Annotated in this window: 10 protein-coding genes; 7 read left to right on the plus strand and 3 right to left on the minus strand. The window is 42.7% G+C overall.

Going from position 1 to position 21,634, the window contains the following annotated elements; translation table 11 throughout:
* The first annotated feature begins 699 nt into the window (after positions 1 to 699).
* The 4 genes from J3U64_RS06575 to J3U64_RS06590 all read left to right on the plus strand — a co-directional run bounded on the left by J3U64_RS06575 (position 700) and on the right by J3U64_RS06590 (position 15,375).
* Entirely contained in the window at positions 700 to 11,733 is an 11,034-nt protein-coding gene (locus J3U64_RS06575) for an ESPR-type extended signal peptide-containing protein (protein ID WP_267408687.1), read from the plus strand.
* Between the two features lie 97 nt (positions 11,734 to 11,830).
* On the plus strand, positions 11,831 to 12,976 hold the full coding sequence (locus J3U64_RS06580; RefSeq protein WP_267408688.1) for a DUF2827 domain-containing protein: 1,146 nt from the start codon (positions 11,831 to 11,833) through the stop codon (positions 12,974 to 12,976).
* 3 nt (positions 12,977 to 12,979) lie between these two features.
* Positions 12,980 to 14,110: a DUF2827 domain-containing protein gene (locus J3U64_RS06585; protein WP_100141028.1), complete on the plus strand. Its 1,131-nt coding sequence runs from the start codon at positions 12,980 to 12,982 to the stop codon at positions 14,108 to 14,110.
* 77 nt (positions 14,111 to 14,187) lie between these two features.
* Positions 14,188 to 15,375 carry a DUF2827 domain-containing protein gene (locus J3U64_RS06590; protein ID WP_267390982.1) on the plus strand — a complete coding sequence of 396 codons (1,188 nt, stop codon included), beginning with the start codon at positions 14,188 to 14,190 and terminating at the stop codon, positions 15,373 to 15,375.
* 6 nt (positions 15,376 to 15,381) lie between these two features.
* Here J3U64_RS06590 and J3U64_RS06595 read toward each other — a convergent pair whose 3' ends face one another.
* Positions 15,382 to 16,314, minus strand: a complete 933-nt coding sequence (locus tag J3U64_RS06595) for a D-2-hydroxyacid dehydrogenase (protein ID WP_267408689.1) — start codon at positions 16,312 to 16,314, stop codon at positions 15,382 to 15,384.
* 100 nt (positions 16,315 to 16,414) lie between these two features.
* Here J3U64_RS06595 and J3U64_RS06600 point away from each other — a divergent pair, with 100 nt between their 5' ends.
* Together J3U64_RS06600 and mnmE are read left to right on the plus strand one after the other, a co-directional pair.
* Entirely contained in the window at positions 16,415 to 16,741 is a 327-nt protein-coding gene (locus J3U64_RS06600) for an FKBP-type peptidyl-prolyl cis-trans isomerase (RefSeq protein ID WP_100151477.1), read from the plus strand.
* A 78-nt stretch (positions 16,742 to 16,819) separates the two neighbouring features.
* Complete coding sequence (mnmE, locus tag J3U64_RS06605) at positions 16,820 to 18,193, plus strand: tRNA uridine-5-carboxymethylaminomethyl(34) synthesis GTPase MnmE (protein ID WP_416384984.1); 1,374 nt, start codon at positions 16,820 to 16,822, stop codon at positions 18,191 to 18,193.
* A 72-nt stretch (positions 18,194 to 18,265) separates the two neighbouring features.
* Here the strand turns inward: mnmE and J3U64_RS06610 are convergent, their stop codons facing one another.
* Positions 18,266 to 18,475, minus strand: a complete 210-nt coding sequence (locus J3U64_RS06610) for a DUF1653 domain-containing protein (protein WP_267390984.1) — start codon at positions 18,473 to 18,475, stop codon at positions 18,266 to 18,268.
* Between the two features lie 132 nt (positions 18,476 to 18,607).
* Between J3U64_RS06610 and cysI the strand changes: the two genes are divergently transcribed.
* Positions 18,608 to 20,377, plus strand: a complete 1,770-nt coding sequence (gene cysI / locus J3U64_RS06615) for an assimilatory sulfite reductase (NADPH) hemoprotein subunit (protein ID WP_267408691.1) — start codon at positions 18,608 to 18,610, stop codon at positions 20,375 to 20,377.
* 100 nt (positions 20,378 to 20,477) lie between these two features.
* On the opposite strand, the gene J3U64_RS06620 is transcribed toward cysI, so the two are convergent.
* On the minus strand, positions 20,478 to 21,497 hold the full coding sequence (locus tag J3U64_RS06620) for a sulfate ABC transporter substrate-binding protein (protein WP_267408692.1): 1,020 nt from the start codon (positions 21,495 to 21,497) through the stop codon (positions 20,478 to 20,480).
* Between the last annotated feature and the right edge of the window lie 137 nt (positions 21,498 to 21,634).

The following is a 21,634-nucleotide window of genomic DNA, read 5'->3' on the forward strand; positions in this document are numbered from 1 at the left end:
TTTGCATCAGTTGATAAAAAAATAAACTAGGTCACGTGCTTGTTCTTAATAAAATACCTCAGCAGATATTGATTGTTCTGAAAGTCGCCTTTATTGAATTCTTAATAAACTATTGGTTATGTTTGGATGAAGTCTGATAAGGTGAAATTTTTTATAAGCTAATCAAAGCATACAAAAAGTAAAATACAGCAGCGTAAAAGTTGGATGCAGGATAAAGTAAAATTTTATTAACTAAAACATAAAAGATTACTTGCTTTGAATATTGCTTTTTTACCTGATTAATAACTTACCAAATAAAAAATTTTAAAACCCTTATAAATATATATAAACCAATTAATTGTTAAGAATATGTATTCTAAGGCAAGACTCAATAAAAATTAACAATGCTAAAAAAGAATTTTATTAAAGATTGTCGCTTTTATAAGACATTCAATAACAGATAAACAAACAATGTATTAGCTATGTAAAACCATTGCAGAACCAATAAAATCATATAACTTATTGTATTTTATTAATTTAATATAAAACAAGTACGCGTTTTTTTCATATGGGTTCTATTCCGAACTATCTCTGATTAACTACATTTATACAAACATTTATGTTATATTACTTAATAATTTAACTTAATTTTAACCTTTCTTTAAGTTATCAAGATATTTTTGATAAACGCATGATTTTAAAAAATTAGGAGTAAACCAATTGAATAAAATATATCGTGCGATATGGAACGAATCCACTCAAACTTGGGTGGCTGCTTCTGAGCTAGCTAAAAGCAAAACCAAAGCGAATACAGTTTCCTGTCAGATGCCTGTTGTATCTACAGTACTAAGTAAGTTTGGTTCTAAAGTATTTAAAATCGGATTAATTGCTTCAATCGTGAATATGACTTTAGGGATGCCTATTGCATATGCTGCTGGTCGTGCAGCAATAATAGGTGGAGATCCGGGTCGAGGTTCTGATAATAGAACAGGTAGTTACCTTAACACATCAAGCATCAATGCAGTTCAGATAATGGGAGATAATAGTGATTTTTGTGGTTATGATAGGGTTGCAGGACGAGATATAAACGGTGCTCAGCGTAATCAAGGCCCCTCAGGGCTTCCTGCTATTTCAGCAATGGAAGAATATTTGCGGTTTGCTCAAAATTATACAGTAACCGGTACCAGAGGAGCTGTTAATGGTAGAACCCTCAATCCATATGGTACAACTAACCATGTTGAAAATTGGGGTGGCCAAGGATGGACAACTGACCCCACTAATGGTTCAAATGGGTTGCCTTACAATCCTCCCAAACCTCCTATATCAGGTTATATGGATCAATATGCTACAGGGGGATATCAAAATGGTTTAGGGAGTGCCTTTGGTGTAAATTCATTTGTTATGGGATGTGGTTCCTATGCTTCTGGTAATCATTCATTATCATTCGGGACTGGTGCGTTTAATACTGGCGGCGGAGCACAGGCTGTAGGTAATTTTGCTTTGGCTGGTGGACGAGCTTCCAATGCGATTGGTATCTCATCGCAAGCTACTGGAGTTTCTAGCGTAGCTTTAGGTTCCGTTGCTAATTCAGATGGCGTAGGAAGTGTGGCACTTGGTTTGATGTCACAGGCTTCTATAGATGGAGCAGTTGCTGTTGGGGTGAAATCTCAGGCAAGTGGCGACTCTTCAGTGGCCATCGGTAATGACACTATTGCTACTGGTAAACAAGGTATTAGCATTGGTAATGGTAATGTGGTTTATGGAGAACAATCCATTGCCATAGGTGGCTCTACCACACCTACTGCATACAAAAAAGATGATGGAACGGAAGCATCTGGTCCGGATGGCTATACCTTTATTAATGCAAACAATACTTTATCTTTGGGTAATAGTAATAAAAGTACAAGCCCAAATAACGATATTACTGCAGCCAATACGGCTATATTTGGTAACCAAAACACCATTATCAATGCTATTTATGATGTTCATGTAATTGGTAGTGGCAATACAGTTGGTAGCACTGATAGCAGCGGTATTGGAGCAACCATAATCGGTAACAATGCTTCTGTTACCACAGATAACGGCTTGGCACTCGGTAACAATACTATTGTGAATGGTACTGGTGCCATTGCTGTAGGTACAAATGCCAAAGCTATGGCAGATGGTTCCGTAGCTTTGGGATCGGATTCAATAGCTAATACAGCTGGTAATGTTTCTGGCTATAATCCAGATACCAATGTGGCTGCTACTGATCCTTCCCTTAGTACGCCCACATGGAAAAGCACTACCGGGGCGGTAGCAGTAGGTAACTCTGCTAAGAATATTACCCGTCAAATTACGGATTTGGCTGCTGGTACGCTGGATACTGATGCTGTCAATGTGGCGCAGCTAAAGAGTTTGTATTCATCTATCTCTGGCAGTGCATCCAGTCTTTCGACAGCGATAGATGCCAATGTATCTGTGGTAAAAACTAAGATTAATAGTGCTTCTATTTCAACATCTGATGTTATAACTAATCTTAATCAAAATATTACAAAGGCTTCTGGCGATGCTGATGATAAATTAGCACAAATAAATACCGATATTTCTTCTTTAAGTACCTCTACATCTAGCTCTATTGGTGCATTACAAACCAGTGCTTTGGTATTTAAAAATGGTGTTTATAATGTCGGTTCGGACGATGGCAGAGAAACTAAAAAAATAACAAATCTGACAGATGCTCGTCTTACTGACGACTCCACTGATATGGTTAATGGTGGCCAGTTATTCAGTACCAATTCTTCGCTGAGTTCTATCTCTACTGCTATTTATACTAATATCAGTAACCTTAACGAAGGTACTTCTAATTTAGTATCTGTCGTTAATACATCGGTATCAACAATTGATAGCAATATTAATAGCTTTACTACAACTACTGATAAAGGTATAAAAGATTTACGTGCAGCCATACTCAAATGGAATGGTTCGGATGCATTTGATGCGGGTAATGAAAAGAAAATAACGAATGTAGAAGCAGGTAGTATTGACAGCGCAGATTCTACTGATGCTGTAACGGGTGCACAGCTGCGTGCCACCAATATGAAGCTTAATAAGCTGGATAGTGATATTCAGGATAGCCTTACAGACAACAATCTTAAAATTGATAAATTTGTAACCGATACAAATATAGCGTTATCAAGTTCGAATAAGTCATTAGATGGTCTGTCTACTTCAATTTCGACTGGATTAAGCCAGATTACACGGAATGCTCTTTTATATGATGCCACTACAGGGGCATTTGTTGAAGATAAAAACAAGACGCCGCAAAAAATCTCAAATGCTGCAGAAGGTGATGTTATTGCGGATTCTGATGATGCAATTACAGGTGGCCAGTTATACACTGTAAACTCCAATCTAGCGAGTCTTTCTGTATCTGCTTCCACTGGCTGGCTCAATATAAGTGGTAAACGCAGCAGCTTGACAACAGACACTGCCAATAGTCTTACTAATCTTTCAACTGCAATAACAAATAACTTAAACAGTTTAACAACTTCGGCTAATTCTAGTCTGAGCACATTAAGTAATTATTTACAAATATTGTCAGATTCTGCATCTACTGCTATCAGCGGTTTGCAGGAAAGTACCATATTGCGTGGTGAAGACGGCTATTTTCATGCCACTCATGATGGTACAGCGCAAAAAATCACCGGTGTTGCACCTGGTGATATAAGCAGTCCTAATTCAACAGATATGGTTAATGGTGGCCAGTTATTCAGTACCAATACTGCAATCACTAATTTATCTAGTACTGTAAATACGCAATTTGGTAGTTTGTCTGTTTCGGCTTCTCTGTCAGTCGGCCAGAGTCTTGATAAGTTGTCTACGAGCCTGGCTACAACTGGCAGTAAAGTTGCTGCATTGCAAGAAGATGCTTTGCAATGGAACGATGATGACGCAGCATATAGTGCCAGTCATGGTGATGCAGATACAAAAATTACACATGTCAGTGCAGGTGACATTACCAGTGCAACTTCAACTGATGCAGTTGTCGGCAGCCAGTATTATGATTTGAATACTTCAATAGATGCACGAGTAAGTACGCTGACCACATCAGCTTTAAGTACTGTGGGAGAAATTAATAGCAGTATTTCCTCTTTGCAACAACAAATGCTCCAGTATACAGATGGTAAATATAATGCTAAAAGAGTAGAAAAAGAGCAGAAAATTACAGGTGTTGCTGATGCTGCTTTAAATAGTGCTTCAACCGATGCTATTAATGCTAAGCAGTTATATACTACCAATTCAACCTTGGATACAGTTTCAACCACTATTTCCAGCGGTTTATCCACCTTGGCTGGTAATATAAATCAGACAGCAGTAAATACTCTGCAAAGTGGCATGGTTCTGGTTAATGGACTGAATTCAAGTATCAGTACTTTGAAGAATAATGCTCTGCTGTGGAATGAAACTGATAAGGCATTTAGTGCTACTCATGATATTGACGGTAATACTAAAATTACTAATGTGGCCAATGGTTATGTAGCAGCTGGTTCTACAGATGCAATCAATGCCGGCCAGATTTTTTCGTTTTCTACATCTGCTTCCACAGGAATACAATCTTTAAGCACTGGATTGAATGGGTTATCAGTACAAAAAATCAAAGAATTATCTAGTTCTATTCAGGCCGGTGTCACTGGAACTAATAATAAAATTGCAACGTTAAAGCAGAATGTTCTGCTCTGGAATGCTGATGCATATGATGCTAGCCATGGCAGCAGTAGAGGTAAAATTACACATGTAGCTGATGGCAATTTGCAATCTAATTCAACTGATGCTGTAACCATGGGGCAGTTATACACCACCAGCACTAGTATCAGTACATTGAATACTGATGTGGTGACAAAACCAGCTGAGTTATCCTCAAAATTAGATGTTGCTATGGCTGCTACTAATACCAGTCTGAATAATACTATTTCAGGTAGTATCAGCAGCCTGTCAGATAAAATTAATACCGATATTGGCACAGCCAATTCCAATATTAATGCACTAAAACAGACTGTATTGCAATGGAATGGTAGTTCTTATGATGCCAGCCATGGCCAAGTTGGCGGTAAAAATAAAATTATTAACGCTGCACAAGGCAATGTGAATGATAAATCATCCGATGCGGTAATTGGTGACCAGTTGTCAATGACAAATACCAAAATCTCTGGGCTGACTTCAGATTTAACGTCGCAGCTTCAGAGTTTGTCTGGTTCTTTATCTGGAAGTCTGGCTAGTGTTTCAACCACCATGGATAGGTCACTTTCTAGTGGTTTGAATACTTTTGCCTCAACCATTGATACCAGTTTGGTTCCTGTAAATGCTAGTCTAAGTACTATTAAACAGAATGCATTGCAATGGAATGGCAGCGCTTATGATGCCGGTGGTACTCAAGGTATAAAACGAAAGATTATAAATGTGGATAAAGCTGATTTACAGGCTAAGTCCAGTGATGCGGTAATTGGTGCTCAGTTGTTTAGCACTAACAGTCAGATTAGTGCATTATCTTCTTCGTTTGATAACAAAGTATCGGATTTTACAAGTGCAACTTCTAGTAGTCTAAATAGTCTATCTACAGCATTAGAGAATTCTTCTTTTTCTGGACTAGAAAGCCTTTCTACTACAACAGAGCAACGCCTTCAAGGAATTAACGGCAAACTCCCTGCCCTTCTGCAGAATGCATTGCAATGGAAAAATGGAGCATATGATGCCAGTCATGGTGTAGTAAATGGTAAAAACCGGATCACCAATGCTGCAGATGGATCTTTAGTTAAGGGCTCAAAAGATGCGATTACAGGTAATCAGCTGTATAACACCAATTCTGCCATCAATGATCTGGCTAATGAGGTCAAAAGTGGCATTGGAAATTTATCCAGTGCTCTGAGTACCATATCTGATAAAAATATCTCTACTTTAACTGGGTTGCTTGCTCAGACAAATACCAAAGTTAGTAGTCTTTCCACAGCAGCAGGAACACAATTAGGTGTGATTAATAATGGTGTATCTGATTTGCAGAAAGACGCTTTACAATGGAAGCGTTTAGATGATTCAGGTGCAGGAGCATATGATGCCAGCCATGGCATTGCAAATGCTAAAAATACACTGACACATGTATTTTCAGGTAATGTGAAAGAGGGATCGTCTGATGCGATAATCGGTGCACAGCTATATAGTACAAACAACAGTATTTCTGTTTTAAACAATAAATTAGCCGATGTATCGGGCAGTATGCAAGCCGGTATCAGTAGTTTATCAACTTCTTTGGATCAGGTAACCGGTTCTAATTTGGCCAAACTGACTCAAAGCAGAAGTACTATTGAAAACAATATAACTAGCCTGTCTTCAAGTATTTCTTCAGCTTTAAGTACGGCCGACGGAAGTTTGGGTACTCTCAAAACGAATGCCTTGCAGTGGAAAGACGGAGCCTACGATGCAAGTCGTAATGATAAAAATAGCCGTATAACCAATGTTGCTAAAGCTGATATTTATGATGGGTCAACAGATGCCATCACTGCAGGACAGCTGTATAGTACCGAAAATAGTTTTGACACTTTGAACAGTGATATTAATAAGCGTTTTGAAAGTTTTTCAACGACTTTAAGCAGCCTTGTTGATATTGGTATAAGCAGTCTGTCAGCAGGTATAACGGGTATTAATACCGGAGTAAGCACATTGCAGCAGAATGCGTTACAATGGGATGCGAGTATTAGTGCTTATGATGCCGGTTCTGCAACTGGTGCCAGAGCTAAAATTACTCAGGTTGCCGCCGGTCAGGTAGGAGAAAGCTCGTCAGATGCTGTTATTGGTGCACAGCTGTACAGCCTGTCCACGGTGTCTGATGCAAATCTGACCAGTTCCTCCAATTTAATGTCTTCCAGCTTAAGTACAATACAATCTTCATTAACGGGTATTTCTGATAAATACTTTACCCAACTCAGTTCTTTGTCAGACAGTATTCTAAGCAGTACTATTAATCTGTCAGGAGCATCTGCAAATAGCTTATCAACTCTTTCTGATACTCTGTCCAATAGTATTACCAGTTTATCCAACAGCACGAATACTGGCCTGAATAGCCTGACTGCTGATGCCGCAAACAGCCTGAGTAGTCTATCCACGGTGGCTGAATCTGGTATAAGTAGCCTGTCGCAAAGTATTTCAACTTCAGCAGGCACTCTGATAACTTCTCTGTCTACAGTTAATCATGATGCAGGCTCATTGAAACAAAATGCACTTCAATGGAATGATTATGCAGCTGCGTATAATGCTGATCATGGAACGGGTACTGCTCAAAAAATTACAAATGTGTCTACTGGTTTGATAGCATCAGGTTCAAACGATGCTGTGAATGGTGCCCAGTTGTACAGCTTGTCTACCAGTATGGAAAACACAGCTAATACAGCGTTCACTGGTTTATCAGATGCACTGGTTAGCAGTATTTCCACTGTTGATAGTAATTTGCAGAGCTTTTCTGACACTACAACTAGCAATTTGAGCAGATTGGATACCAATCTGCGTACAGCCACAGCTCGTGTAACTACCTTGCAGGCTAATACCTTGCAGTGGAATGGTAGTGTTTATGATGCCGGCAAAAATGGCACTCCACAGCGTATTACCAATGTTAGCGGTGCTGCTAGTGTGGCTGCAAATTCCACTGATGTGATTAATGGTGGTCAATTGTTTAGTCTTTCTAGTTCTACTTCAACTGGTTTAAGTAGTCTTGCAAGTAACCTGAGTGAGATGAGCAAGAATCAGCTAGGCAGTCTGTCTACCGTCGTTACTAACAGCCTCAGTAGTATCACCAACAATATAGATAGTCTTTCTACTGGCTTGAGTTCTACTACCAACAATGTTGCTGCATTACAAAGAGATGCGCTGCAATGGAACAGCGCTAAAGGAGCTTATAGTGCGGATCACGGTACCAATACAGCTCAGCTGATTACCAGTGTAGCTGCAGGTTCCATAGCTGCAGATTCTACTGATGCTGTAAACGGTGCTCAGATGTATAACTTGTCCACCAGTACAACAGCCAGTGTCAATACTTTGAATCAAAGTCTGAGCTCTACTAATGTAGCGTTAAATACACTGTCTACTGCCTATGGCACTAGCCTGAGTACACTTACAACAGGCCTGAGTAGCACTAAAGATGCGCTGAATCAGTTGTCTGATACAACAACAAACAGCATTACTGGCATCAACAACAGTCTAAGCAGCCTAACCAGTACGACTTCTTCCAATCTACAGATTTTGGATAAAGGATTACAGGCAGCTAATGCTAGTGTATCTTCACTGCAGGCCAATGCGCTGCTGTGGAATACAGGCAAGGGTGTGTACGATGCCAGTCGAAATGGAGAAGCCAAAGTACTGAGTGGCATCGGTGCTGGTGCAGTAAGTGTTGGCTCTACCGAAGCTATTAACGGCGGACAATTCTATAGTCTGTCTACGGTAACTGCGGCAGGCTTGAACAGTACCAATAGCAATCTGAGCACGCTGAGTAGCAGTACATCATCAGCTCTTGCTGGTTTGACGGGCAGCCTAAGCAGTATCAATCAGAGCATGAATAACCTGCAGACAACTGCTTTACAATGGAATGGTAGTTTTTATGATGCTGGTCGTGACAGTTCTGCACAGCGCATTACTAATATTAGTGCCGGACGTCTTGCTGCAGACTCTACCGATGCAGTAAATGGCAGCCAGCTGTATACCTTATCTAATTCCACCTCAACCGGACTAAGCAGCTTGTCTACTAATCTGAATGAGGTAACAAAAAATCAGCTGGGTAGTCTGTCTACTATAGTGACAAACAGTCTCAGTACGGTAACAGAAAATGTAAGCAGCCTGTCTACAGGTCTGAGAGAAACCAATACAAATGTAGCAGCCTTGCAGCAAAATGCATTACAGTGGAATAGTACTAGTAACGCATATGATGCAATACGCAGTAATCGTGCTCAAAGACTGACGGGAATTATTGGTGGCGATATAAGCCTCACTTCAACTGATGCCATCAATGGCGCCCAGATGTACAGCTTGTCTACTCTGACACAGGCAGGACTGAGCAGTAGCAGTACGGGGCTGAGCAGCTTAAGTAATGCTTCATCAGCAGCTTTGACTACTGTCAACGATCGCGTGGATACGCTGACCAGCACCACTCAATTAGGACTGGCTAGTGCCAGCACAGGCTTAACCAGCCTGAGCAGCAGTACTTCATCCGGTCTGACCAGTCTGACATCCAGTCTGAGTAGCACAAATCAGAACCTGACTACCCTGCAGCAAAATGCTCTGCAATGGAATGGTAGTGCTTATGATGCCGGTAGAAATGGTGCGCCTCAGCTTATTACAAATGTAGCGGCTGGCCGTGTTTCAGTGGATTCTACTGATGTAGTTAATGGTGGTCAGTTGTTCAGTCTGTCTAGCTCCACTTCAACCGGACTAAGCAGCCTGTCTACTAATCTGAATGAGGTGACAAAAAATCAGCTGGGTAGCCTATCTACTATTGTTAATGACAGTCTCAGTACGGTAACGAAAAATGTAAGCAGTCTGTCAACTGGTTTAATTGAAACCAATAGTAATGTGACTGCATTACAGCAGAATGCTTTGCTGAGAAACAGGATAAGTGGTAATTTCGATGCCAGCCGTGAGGGTAAGGATCAAAGACTGACCGGTATTGCAGCTGGAGACATCAATATTACTTCAAGTGATGCTATCAACGGTACTCAGATGTACAGCCTGTCTACTCTGACGCAGGCAGGACTGAGTAGTACTAGTACCGGACTAAGCAGCTTGAGCAGTGCCTCATCAGCAGCTTTGACTACGGTCAATGATCGCGTGGATACGTTGACCAGCACCACTCAATTAGGACTGGCTAGCGCCAGCACAGGCTTAACCAGCCTGAGCAGCAGTACTTCAACCGGTCTGACTAGTCTGGCATCCAGTCTGAGTAGCACAAATCAGAACCTGACCACCCTGCAGCAAAATGCCTTGCAGTGGAATAGCACACTGGGTGCTTATGATGCTGGTCATGGTAGCGGTACAGCTCAGCGTATTACCAATGTAGCAGCTGGTAGCGTGACAGTAGATTCTACCGATGCGGTAAACGGTAGCCAGCTGTATGCATTGTCTGGTTCTACTTCCACTGGTCTGAGCAGTCTGTCGACTGTAGTTTCATCAACTGTGATTTCAGGTATCAATAGTATCAGTAGCTCTATGTCTACCGGATATGAGAGTCTGTCACGCAGTATGAGTACAACAAGCGATAGCCTGAACAAACTAACTTCTAGCACGAGTACAGCTTTAAGCAGTCTGTCTACCAGCTATGATCTGACTCAGAAAGATGTGAAACAGCTGAAGGATAAGAGCCTGCAATGGGATGAGGATAAAGGTGGATTTGATGCTGGAAAGACAAATAGTCTGACCCGAGCTGCTACTTATGGCAAGGTTATCAATTTAGCTGATGGCTCGGTTGATCAGGGCTCACATGATGCAATTAATGGTGGACAGCTATACTTACTGAAAAATGATGTGACCAGCCTTTCTACAGGTACCAGCACTAGCTTGTCTTCATTAAACAGTGCTTTAAGTGAGTTATCCACAGGTAATATTATTACTAACATTACCAACCTGACTCAAAATGCCTTACTGTGGAATGGTAGTGCATATGATGCTAGTCATGGCAGTGCTACGGCACAACATATTACCAATGTGGCTGACGGTAATATGGCCAAAGGGTCTTTAGATGCTATTAATGCTGGTCAGCTGTGGGCTGTAAGACAAGATTATAATAATTTGTCTACAATGGTTAATAGCCTGCCAACCAGTAATGTTTCTGATGATTCGCTGAATAGTCTGTCTACATCAGTTAGCACAATTGTTGCTAGCCAGATTGCATCGATAGCTTCGGCTCTTGGTACTTCACGAAATTCAGCAGGAAGTATCAATCCGCCCAAGTATGATATTTCCACACCTACAGGTGGTAATGTATCAGCAGATAATGTCGCTGATGCACTGCAAAATCTGGAGAATTATGGTACGAAATATGTGAAGATCAACTCTGCTAAAGCTGGATCAATTGCTCAAGGTGCTAATTCAATTGCAGTGGGCGGAGCAGCAATGGCCAGTGGTACATCAGCGATTGCGATTGGTGATTCAGCCAGTGCTCCCGCAGCTAATGGTGTGGCTCTGGGTAGCAATGCTCAGGTGAAACAGACCGGAGGTATAGCACTAGGAGCTGGATCAGTTGCAAGTGTTGCTGCCGGACAAGAAGGATATATTCCAGTAACCGCAACGTCGCAGCAGGCAGCGGCAATCCGTGCCACAAGAAGTACGGAAGGAGCGGTATCTGTAGGTGATGCATCTAAAGGTGTATACCGTCAGATGACCGGTGTGGCAGCTGGTACTGCTGACACTGATGCTGTGAATGTAGCTCAGCTTAAAGGTGTAGATAATCAGGTTACCAGAGTTAATGAATATGTTAATCAGTTGAATGATAATATTCATCATGTTGAGCGCAGAGCTTATTCAGGTACAGCCATGGCCATGGCGCTCTCTGGGGCTTATTTGCCTTCACTGAGTTCTGGTGAGCAGACTGTCGGTATTGGGGTAGGTGCATATCGTAGCTATGGTGCCGTTGGTGTAAACTATAAGGCAGCCAGCAAAAACGGCAAAGTTACGTGGGGTGCAGGTGTTTCCACTACTGGTAAAGAAGTTGCTTTCAATTCAGTACTTGGCTTTAAGTGGTAATTAATCCTGACTAAACAGACTTCTGGACTTCCGTGTGAAGTCCGGAAGTCTTATTTATTCATCATTGACAGTATTTTTAATAAGAATACGGGATAATATGCGCATCGGTATTTCTGTTATTACTCATGCCAACCAGAACATCTGGGAAAATGGTATGGGTCAGAATGTTATATTTTTGGTTCAAAGCCTGAAGGCTATACCTTTTGTTAAATCAGTGGATTTAATTAATGTTGGTGGTCAGCCCCGTATGGCTGAACAAATTGATTTGAATCTGTTTGATCTGCGATTGATGTCAGAACAGGAAGCTATAGATGCTTTTGATGTCATTATTGAACTGGCTGGTGCGCTATCTCCACAATGGTTAGCCTTGCAGCGTGCTCGTGGTAAAAAGGTGGTATTTTATTGTGTTGGCCAGCCTTATGTGGGATTATCAGAATATAATGTGTTTGAAAAACCAACTAGTTTTCCGCCAGTAGATCGTTGTGATGAAGTATGGCTTTTGCCAAAAGACAAAGCTTATATTCCCATGCTGCGGACAATGTATCGTTGCCCGATATACATTACGCCTCATTTATGGGATCCAATGTTTGTTTCCAGACGCAAACAGGAAATCAGTGAACAAGGTCTTAATTACGGCTGGCATAGCAATGGGCATGATGAGGTAAAAACACCTCTGAGTGTAGCTATATTTGAGCCCAATATTTCAGTTGTTAAAACTTCTTCTATTCCCATGTTAGCTTGTGATGAAGCTTATCGTCACGAACCGCAATCAATTGAAATGATGCATGTGCTTAACACTTTGCACATGAAAGATCATTTAACCATGCTACATCTGGCCAATTCTCTGAATCTTGTTAAAGATCATAAGGCATGTTTTTATGGCCGTCACGATATAGTCGGTTTTATGGCGCAGCACGCCAATGCTGTGATTTCACATCAATGGTGTAATGATCACAATAATCTTTATATGGACGTACTGTATGGAGATTATCCATTGATTCATAATACTCCATGGTTAAAAGAGTTCGGTGCTGGATATTATTATCCAGATTTTGATGCACTTGAAGGTGGTAGACAAATAATCCAGGCTTGGCTACATCATGAAGAAAATTTGAGTAGTCAGCGTCAAGCTTCACAGGCACTTTTTAAAGCAACGGATCCTTTATCAGATGCCAATATTAAAGCCCATGTACAACTATTATCTAATTTGTGTGCTGATCGTCCAGAATTATTAAGAGGTTAACCCATGTCGTCCGTGTCTTCACTTCGTGTAGGTGTTTCGATTTATGTACGTAAAGGAGCTCAGTCGCTTTGGGAAAATGGAATTTTCCAGAATTGTCTGTTTCTGGCAATGTTGTTAAAAAAATCTCCAATTGTCAGTAACGTGGTTCTGGTAGCTGGATCAGGTGATGGGGATATGCAGGATGCTATGAATTTTCTGCAGGATTCACCAGTACCGGTAATTGATATGGCCACTGGTTTGAATGAGTTGGATGTCATGATAGAGATGAGTGCCCAGCTTTCCAAAGAATGGATGATAGAGTTCAAAGCCAAAGGTGGAAAAGTAGTCAGTATGCGCGTAGGTAATGATTATGTAATTGATATTGAGCGTATGCTGTTTGATAAGCCGCCTGCCTTGCTGATTACCGGTGCGCCTTACGATGAAGTATGGACATTGCCAGAGTATGAAAAAACCTGTAAGCCATATTTTGCCAGTACATTTCGCACGCCGGTAAAGATCATGCCGCATTTATGGAGTCCGGTTATTCTTAATCGTGCTTGTGAAAAATTGCCGGAAGGCGAGCAGTTTGAATACCAGCCAGGCCGCAATCGCTGGCGTATTGGTATGTTTGAACCGAATATGTGTATGGTGAAAACCAGTTATATTCCTATGCTGGTATGTGAAAATGCACATCGGCTGAACCCCAATTTCATCGAACATATCTATGCGTGCAATACTATGAATTTGAAGGATCAGACAGCTTTTAATCTGTTTGCTCAAAGTCTGGATATTGTCCGCCATGGCTTGACTTCGTTTGAAGGTCGCTACCCGATCTGGCAGGTGGTATCTATCTATTGTGATGCAATTGTTTGCCATCAATGGGAAAATGCTCAGAATTATATTTACTATGAGGCCTTATATGGTGGCTACCCGCTAATTCATAATTCGCATTTGATTGGTGACTGTGGCTATCGTTATCACGATTTTGATTGTGAAGAGGGTGGCAAAGTATTGGCAGAAGCCTATAAAATGCATGATGAAAATTTGAGTACTTACCGCGAGCGTGCAAAAGTTTTTCTGGCTACACTAGATCCTGAGGCAGAAAGTAATGTCCGCTGTTATACTGATGCTCTTGAGTCATTGTTTAAAGCCTAGATTTTACTAATTTTGCTTACACTTTAGTATAATGTATACATAAAACCTGCCAGCAATCAAACATTTCTAATGAAATTATGAACTTATCTAATACTCCGAATTTAATTTCCAGCCATGGCCAGGACGCTGCACCAGCACGTTTGCGTATTGGCATTACCATTGGTCTGAGTCACCCAAAAGAAACATTGTGGAATAATGGTATCAAGCAGAACGCAGTTTTTCTTGCTGACGCACTGAAAAATTGTCCTAATGTTGATTCTGTGGTGTTGGTAAACACAACTGATGTACCAATTACATCAAGTTTGCCATGGGATTTGGAGATATGGCCAACTAAGAGCTTCTTAGAGGCCAAAGATCAGATAGATGTTTTGATTGAGCTGGGTGGGCAAATTGGTGCTGAGCAGACGGCCTATATCAAAGACAGAGGAGTACGTTTAATATCTTACTGCTGTGGCTTTGAATATATCCATATGATGGAGTCGGTTTTATTCTCTCGTAATATGGGTGGCGGTAATCTATTTATCAACCAGCGTTATGATGATATTTGGATGATTCCGCAGGTAGCCAATTGCAGCAAGGCATATTTTGAAGTATTCCGACGTCATGATGCGCGTGTGGTGCCATTTGTCTGGAGCCCGGTATTTCTGATTCAGAAAACCGCTGCAATGCCATTTCAGGGCTTATGGCAGGTGCCGGTATCTCGTAAGGGCTGGCGCCTGTCTGTAATGGAACCGAATATCGATGTTGTGAAGTTCTGTTTATATCCGATTTTGATTGCGGAAATGGCTTATCGTTCCGAACCGGAAGCTATTAATATTCTGCAGGTATGCAACACATTGCCGATGGCTCAAAAATCCATGGAATTCATTGCTTTGATGAATCAGCTGGATATTGTGAAAAATCGAAAATCTGTTTTTCTGGGTCGTTATGATACACCAACTTTTCTGGCAACCAATACTGATGCAGTAATTTCTCATCAATGGGAAAATCCGCTTAACTATTTCTATTTGGAAGTATGTTGGCAAGGTTATCCGTTAATTCACAATGCTGAGCTGATTTCAGATTTGGGTTATTATTATGCTGGTAATGATGTGGAAGCTGGTGCAAAACAATTATTTGCAGCAATGAGCGATCATGCTTATAACGCTGCTCATTATGTATATGACCAGCGTCAACAGATTGCTCGCTTTTTACCAAATAATACTGATCTGGTGGCCAGTTATTCTGCATTGCTGACAGAAGTAATGGCCAGACCATTGCGTTAATAGTTTTTATTCACGCATAAATGTATTGATATTATTTTCAAGCATGGTGCAGATACGCTGTATAGCTTCTTCACTGCCCCATGCCATATGCGGGGTAATAATCAGATTGGGCAGGCGGGCATTCAATAAGGGTTTGCCATGTACCGGCGGTTCTTCACTTAGTACATCCACGCCAGCTCCGCCCAACTGCCCGTATTTCAACGCTGCTACCAATGCCTGCTCTGCCACTAGACCACCACGCCCGACATTAATCAGTACAGCCTGTGGTTTCATTGATTTCAATTCTGTTTCATCTATCATGTTGCGAGTTTGCTCATTCAGCGGACAATGTAAAGAAATAACATCTGCTTGCTGTATCAGCTGAGTAAACGGTGTGTAGCCATTACGACAATCTTTTGCATTTTTATGTTCACCCCAGAGCACATGCATGCCGAAAGCTTGAGCTCGTGCTGCCAGCGCCTGCCCGATACCGCCTTTGCCGAAAATACCCAGTGTTTTACCATTCAGGTCGCGGATTGGGGCGCCGAAATGGCAAAAAAAGGGACTGCTTTGCCATAAGCCGGCGGCTACATCTCGCTGATAAGCCGGTAATTGGCGCATTAGTGCCAGAATCAGCATCATTGCATGTTCGGCTACGGTGTCATTACCGTAGCCGCGCACATTTCGGATACCAACGTTATGCTGTTGAGCAGCCTGTTGATCAATGTGGTCCAGTCCGGTGGCGGGTACGGCAATCAATTTCAATTGCGGGCTATTTTTGATGGCTTCTGCATTAATACGAACTTTATTGGATATGACAATATTCGCTTGAGCAATACGGCCTGCTACCTCATCTGGATTGCTGTGGCTGTAGGTTGTGATGTGATGAGGAAAATCGAATTTGAATGGAAAGTCTGGCAGGGTGGCGCGGTCAAGAAAAACAATTTCGCTGGTACTCATGTTGTCTCCTAATATATAAAAAATGCTATATACAATCACATGCATGGGTCTAAGGTCTGTGTTACAGTGTACGCTAATTTGTTTGTAAGGATAAATGTGTATGGATTTGGTAATTGAAGATTTAGAGCAGGGAACAGGTCCTGAGGCTGTGAAGGGTAAAGAAATTACGGTGCATTACACAGGCATGTTAGAAGATGGCACAGTTTTTGATTCTAGTATTACCCGCCAACAGCCGCTGTCGTTTACGTTGGGTGCCGGTATGGTAATTGCTGGCTGGGATGAGGGTTTTAATGGAATGAAAGTAGGCGGCAAACGTAAATTGACTATTCCTCCTCATATGGGGTATGGCAGCCGTGGAGCTGGTGGGGTGATTCCACCTAATGCTACACTGATATTTGATGTGGAATTGTTAAAGGTTGATGATTGATTTGCAGTGATATGCAGGTTTTGTTCAGGCAGCTTTTTTCGGCTGCCTGAACTGTTTTATTTAGCTGGAGTTTTGATAATGGACAATAATCCGACTATTGCTGCTATTGCAACTGCACCGGGACGCGGTGGTGTAGGGGTGGTGAGGTTATCCGGCAAAAATCTGCTTCCTATGGCTCAAAAATTAAGTGGAGGCAAAACGCCGCAACCACGTAAAGCGTTATATACCGATTTTGTTGATGTAGAAGGCACGGTTATTGATAATGGTTTGCTGCTGTATTTTGCAGCTCCGGCCAGTTTTACGGGTGAAGATGTAATTGAACTACAGGGCCATGGAGGCCCTGTGGTATTGCAGATGTTATTGCAATGCTGCCTGCAACTGGGTGCCCGATTGGCCGAACCGGGGGAATTTACTAAACGAGCATTTTTAAATAATAAACTAGATTTGGCTCAGGCAGAAAGTGTGGCTGATTTGATTGATGCTTCTAGTCAGTCGGCAGCACGTATGGCGGTAAGGAGCTTAAAGGGTGTATTTTCACAGGAAATACACCGATTAGTGGATGATCTGATTACGTTGCGTATGTTGGTCGAAGCAACTTTAGATTTTCCGGAAGAGGATATCGATTTTCTTCAGGCTGCGGACGCTGGTGGTAAGTTAGATCATTTGTGTATTCAGTTGGATAAGGTATTGCGGCAGGCGCAACAGGGTGCGCTTTTGCGTGAAGGTATGAATGTGGTGCTGGTGGGAGCACCTAATGTGGGTAAATCCAGTTTACTTAACGCTCTGGCAGGTGATGAGGTGGCCATTGTGACTGATATTGCTGGTACCACGCGCGATACCGTCAGAGAACAGATTACGCTTGAGGGGGTGCCGGTACATATTATTGATACGGCCGGATTGCGTGAAACCGAAGATGTAGTCGAACGGATTGGTATTGAACGAAGCCAACAGGCGGTACAGCAGGCTGATGTGGCGCTGGTGCTGGTTGACCAACGCGAAGGGATTAATACCACTACGGCGGCGATTCTGGCGCAGTTGCCAGTCGGTTTGCACAAAATTGAAGTACATAACAAGATTGATTTAACTGGTGAAGCTGCATTCAGTGTTTCACGTGAAACTGGCGATTTAGTTGCTTTTACTGACGCCAGTCAGGTAATTGCTTTGTCTGCTAAAACCGGTGCTGGTCTGAATTTGCTGCGGCAAGCGCTGTTGCAACAGGTTGGTTGGCAGGGTGAAAGCGAAGGGCTATTTTTAGCACGCACTCGTCATATTCAGGCACTAGAGATGGCTCGGGAAGAGCTGGCAAATGCAAGTTTATGTCAGAATAATCAGATTGAATTATTTGCGGAACATTTGCGGTTGGCACAGAACGCTTTAAACGAAATTACCGGTGAATTCAGCGCTGATGATTTGCTAGGGGTGATTTTTAGCCGCTTTTGTATAGGTAAATAAAGATTTGACTGAATCCGTTTTTTATCGCACTGATTATTGCTCGTAAATAGTCAGTGTTTTTTTCTGCTTCTTTTACAGTGGTCGGATCAGGGCAAAGCGAGGCTGTGTCTGTCCATTGTGGGTAATGATTTCGTTGAACATGCTTTTGGGACGTGCCCAGAACGAATAATCACCATATAGACACTGATAAATAACCAATTCTTCTTCGGTTTCACTATGGCGTGCGGTGCCAGTTACCTGATACAGGTTGCCTTTGTAATGTTGGTAGATGCCACGTTGCATGTGTGTGTCCTGCATGGTTGATATAACTAAAATCTCTTTGATTACAACTCGGTATTCTTTTGGCTGTTTGCTGATTGATTATACAATGTTTTGAATGAATTATAACAATATGCATATTAAGGAATACAGAATATGAATAATGATCAGCGTGCCCAAATACCGGATGCACCATTGTCGGATAATGAGCGTCTAAAAGGAGAAAGTAATTATTTGTATGGTGAAATTGCCGCTGATTTGAATGATGGTATTACCGGTGGATTTAATGGTGATGATTTTCAGTTGATTCGTTTTCATGGTATGTATGAGCAGGACGACCGTGATGTGCGTGCTCAGCGGCAGGCAGCTAAACTGGAACCATTGAAAAATGTAATGATGCGTTGCCGGTTGCCGGGTGGCATTATTACGCCGCAACAGTGGCTGGGTATTGATGAGTTTGCTACGGCGCATACTTTGTATGGCAGTATCCGGCTGACGACACGGCAAACATTTCAGTTTCACGGGGTGTTAAAACAGGATATCAAGCCGATGCATCAGTGGCTGCATCAGCTGGGGCTGGATTCGATTGCAACTGCCGGCGATATCAACCGCAATGTGTTGTGTACTAGTAATCCGGTTGAAAGTAGTTTGCATCGTGAAGCTTATGAATGGGCGTGCCGGATTTCTGAGCATTTATTGCCCCGCACCCATGCGTATGCTGATATTTGGCTTGACGGAGAAAAGGTACTCAGCAGCGAACTGGATGCGCCGCTGTCTGCGGGTGTGAGCGGGGATGCGGTAGAACCGATTAATGGCAAGACTTATCTGCCGCGTAAATTCAAAACTGCACTGGTGATTCCGCCATTGAATGATGTGGATTTACATGCCAATGATTTAAATTTTGTTGCTATCGGTGAAAACGGTCATCTGGTGGGATTTAATGTGCTGGTGGGCGGTGGCTTGTCTATTGATCATGGTAATCAGCGTACTTTTCCAAATACTGCTAAGGATTTCGGTTTTATTCCGGTAGAGCAGGTATTGCGTTGTGCAGAAGCGGTGGTGACTACACAGCGCGACTGGGGTAATCGAAGCGACCGCAAGAATGCGCGCACTCGTTATACTTTGCATCGGGTGGGTGTGGATGTGTTTAAACAAGAAGTTGAAAGGCGGCAAGGGTTTGCCTTTGCACCTAGTCGCCCGTATACACTCACGGAGCGCGGAGACAGGATTGGCTGGGTAGAAGGGGAAGATGGGCGCTGGCATCTGACTTTGTTTATTGAGAACGGCCGCTTGCTAGATTTTCCGGGACGGCCATTGAAAACAGGTATGCGTGAGCTGGCCAGAATTCATCAGGGTGATTTCCGCCTTACTGCCAATCAGAATGTGATAGTAGCCGGTGTGTTGCCTGAGAATAAAGAAAAAATTGAGCACATCGCACGTGAATACCGTTTGATTGATGATGAGGTGACAGAGCAGCGCAAGAATAGTATGGCGTGTGTGGCTTTACCGACCTGTCCGCTAGCCATGGCTGAGTCGGAACGTTTTTTGTCGGGCTTTATTGATCAGGTTGATGAATTAATGGTAAAAAATGGACTGGCTAAGGAGCATATTATTCTGCGTGTGACTGGCTGTCCAAATAATTGTGGCCGTGCATTGCTGGCTGAAATCGGGCTGATTGGTAAGGCCATCGGCCGCTATAATCTGTATGTCGGTGGTAATCGTGCCGGCACACGGATTCCGCGTTTATTCCGTGAGAATATCGACGTAGACGAAATTATGCTGATTCTGCAAGAATGGATTGCACGCTGGGCACAAGAACGACTGGATGCTGAGGATTTTGGTGATTTTGCAATTCGTGCCGGTATTGTCAAACCGGTGGTGGATGCGGCAGTAGATTTTTGGGATCCAGATAAGGTGGCGGTATAGGCACTCTATCTGATAGGGACAATGTGGTGTTGTTGATTATGGTCTGAACTGCTAAAAGATTCAGACCATTTTTGTTAGTTAGAGGTATTCGGGCTTTTGTTTAGGGCTCTGGTTTGGCATAGAGCTGGTCAAACAGGCCGCCATCACTGAAAAAGCGTTGTTGTGCTGCACGCCAGCCACCAAATTCTTGATCGATACTGACCAGTTGCAGGTTGGGGAACTGGTGGCGATATTCGGCCATGATTTTTGGGTTAACCGGCCGGAAATAGCTTTGTGCTATTAGGCGCTGGGCGCTGTCACTGTACAGATGTTGCAGATAGGCGGTAGCCAATCTGTGCTTGTCGGCACTGGTGATATTGCCGTCAACTACGGCTACGGGAGGTTCGCACAGAATAGATAGTGACGGTGTGACGATTTCAAATTCATCCGGTGCCTGTTTCATGGCAAGTTGGGCTTCGTTTTCCCACGCAAGCAAGACGTCTCCTAGTTGTCGATGGGTAAAGGTAATGGTGGCAGCACGTGCTCCGGTGTCCATCATCGGCACATGCTGAAGCAGGGCACGTAAATAAGCTTCTGCGCTGGCATCGCTTCCACCAGGCTGGTGTTTGGCCCATGCCCAAGCTGCTAGAATATTCCAGCGTGCGCCGCCGGAGGTTTTCGGATTAGGGGTGATAATCTGTACATTGTTTTGAATCAAGTCACCCCAATCGCGGATGTGTTTGGGGTTGCCTTTGCGTACTAGAAATACGATGGTTGAAGTATAAGGGGTGCTGTGGTGGGGCAAGCGCTGTTGCCAATCAGATGGCAGTAACGTTTTTTTACCACGGTTGATAGCGTTGACATCGCCGGCCAGAGCTAAGGTCACGACATCGGCTTTTAGGCCGTTCTGTACAGCTATTGCCTGTTTGCCGGAGCCACCATTTGACTGACGAATATGAATTTTTTGCCCAGTTTGCCTGTACCAGTAATGCTGAAAATCAGTATTGTAATGCTGATACAGTTCGCGCGTGGCATCATATGAAGCATTGAGCAAAGTAGTGTTGCTGTTGTTCTGGCTGTTGCATGCGTTCAGACCCATTGCTACTGCCGCTAGCAGACCATAACGCCAAAATGTGTTCATACTTGAAAATTTATTGTGCCGTCAAAGTTTTAATGTAGCAATGCAACTGTGGGGACGGAAATACTGTTTTTTTGTTTGTTTATAACTAAAAGCAAGTTGTTGGACGGTTTGTTGCTGCGGTAATCGGCCTAAATTTG

Origin of the sequence: Snodgrassella sp. B3800 (genome assembly GCF_026535865.1) — a bacterium.
GTDB lineage: Bacteria > Pseudomonadota > Gammaproteobacteria > Burkholderiales > Neisseriaceae > Snodgrassella > Snodgrassella alvi_E.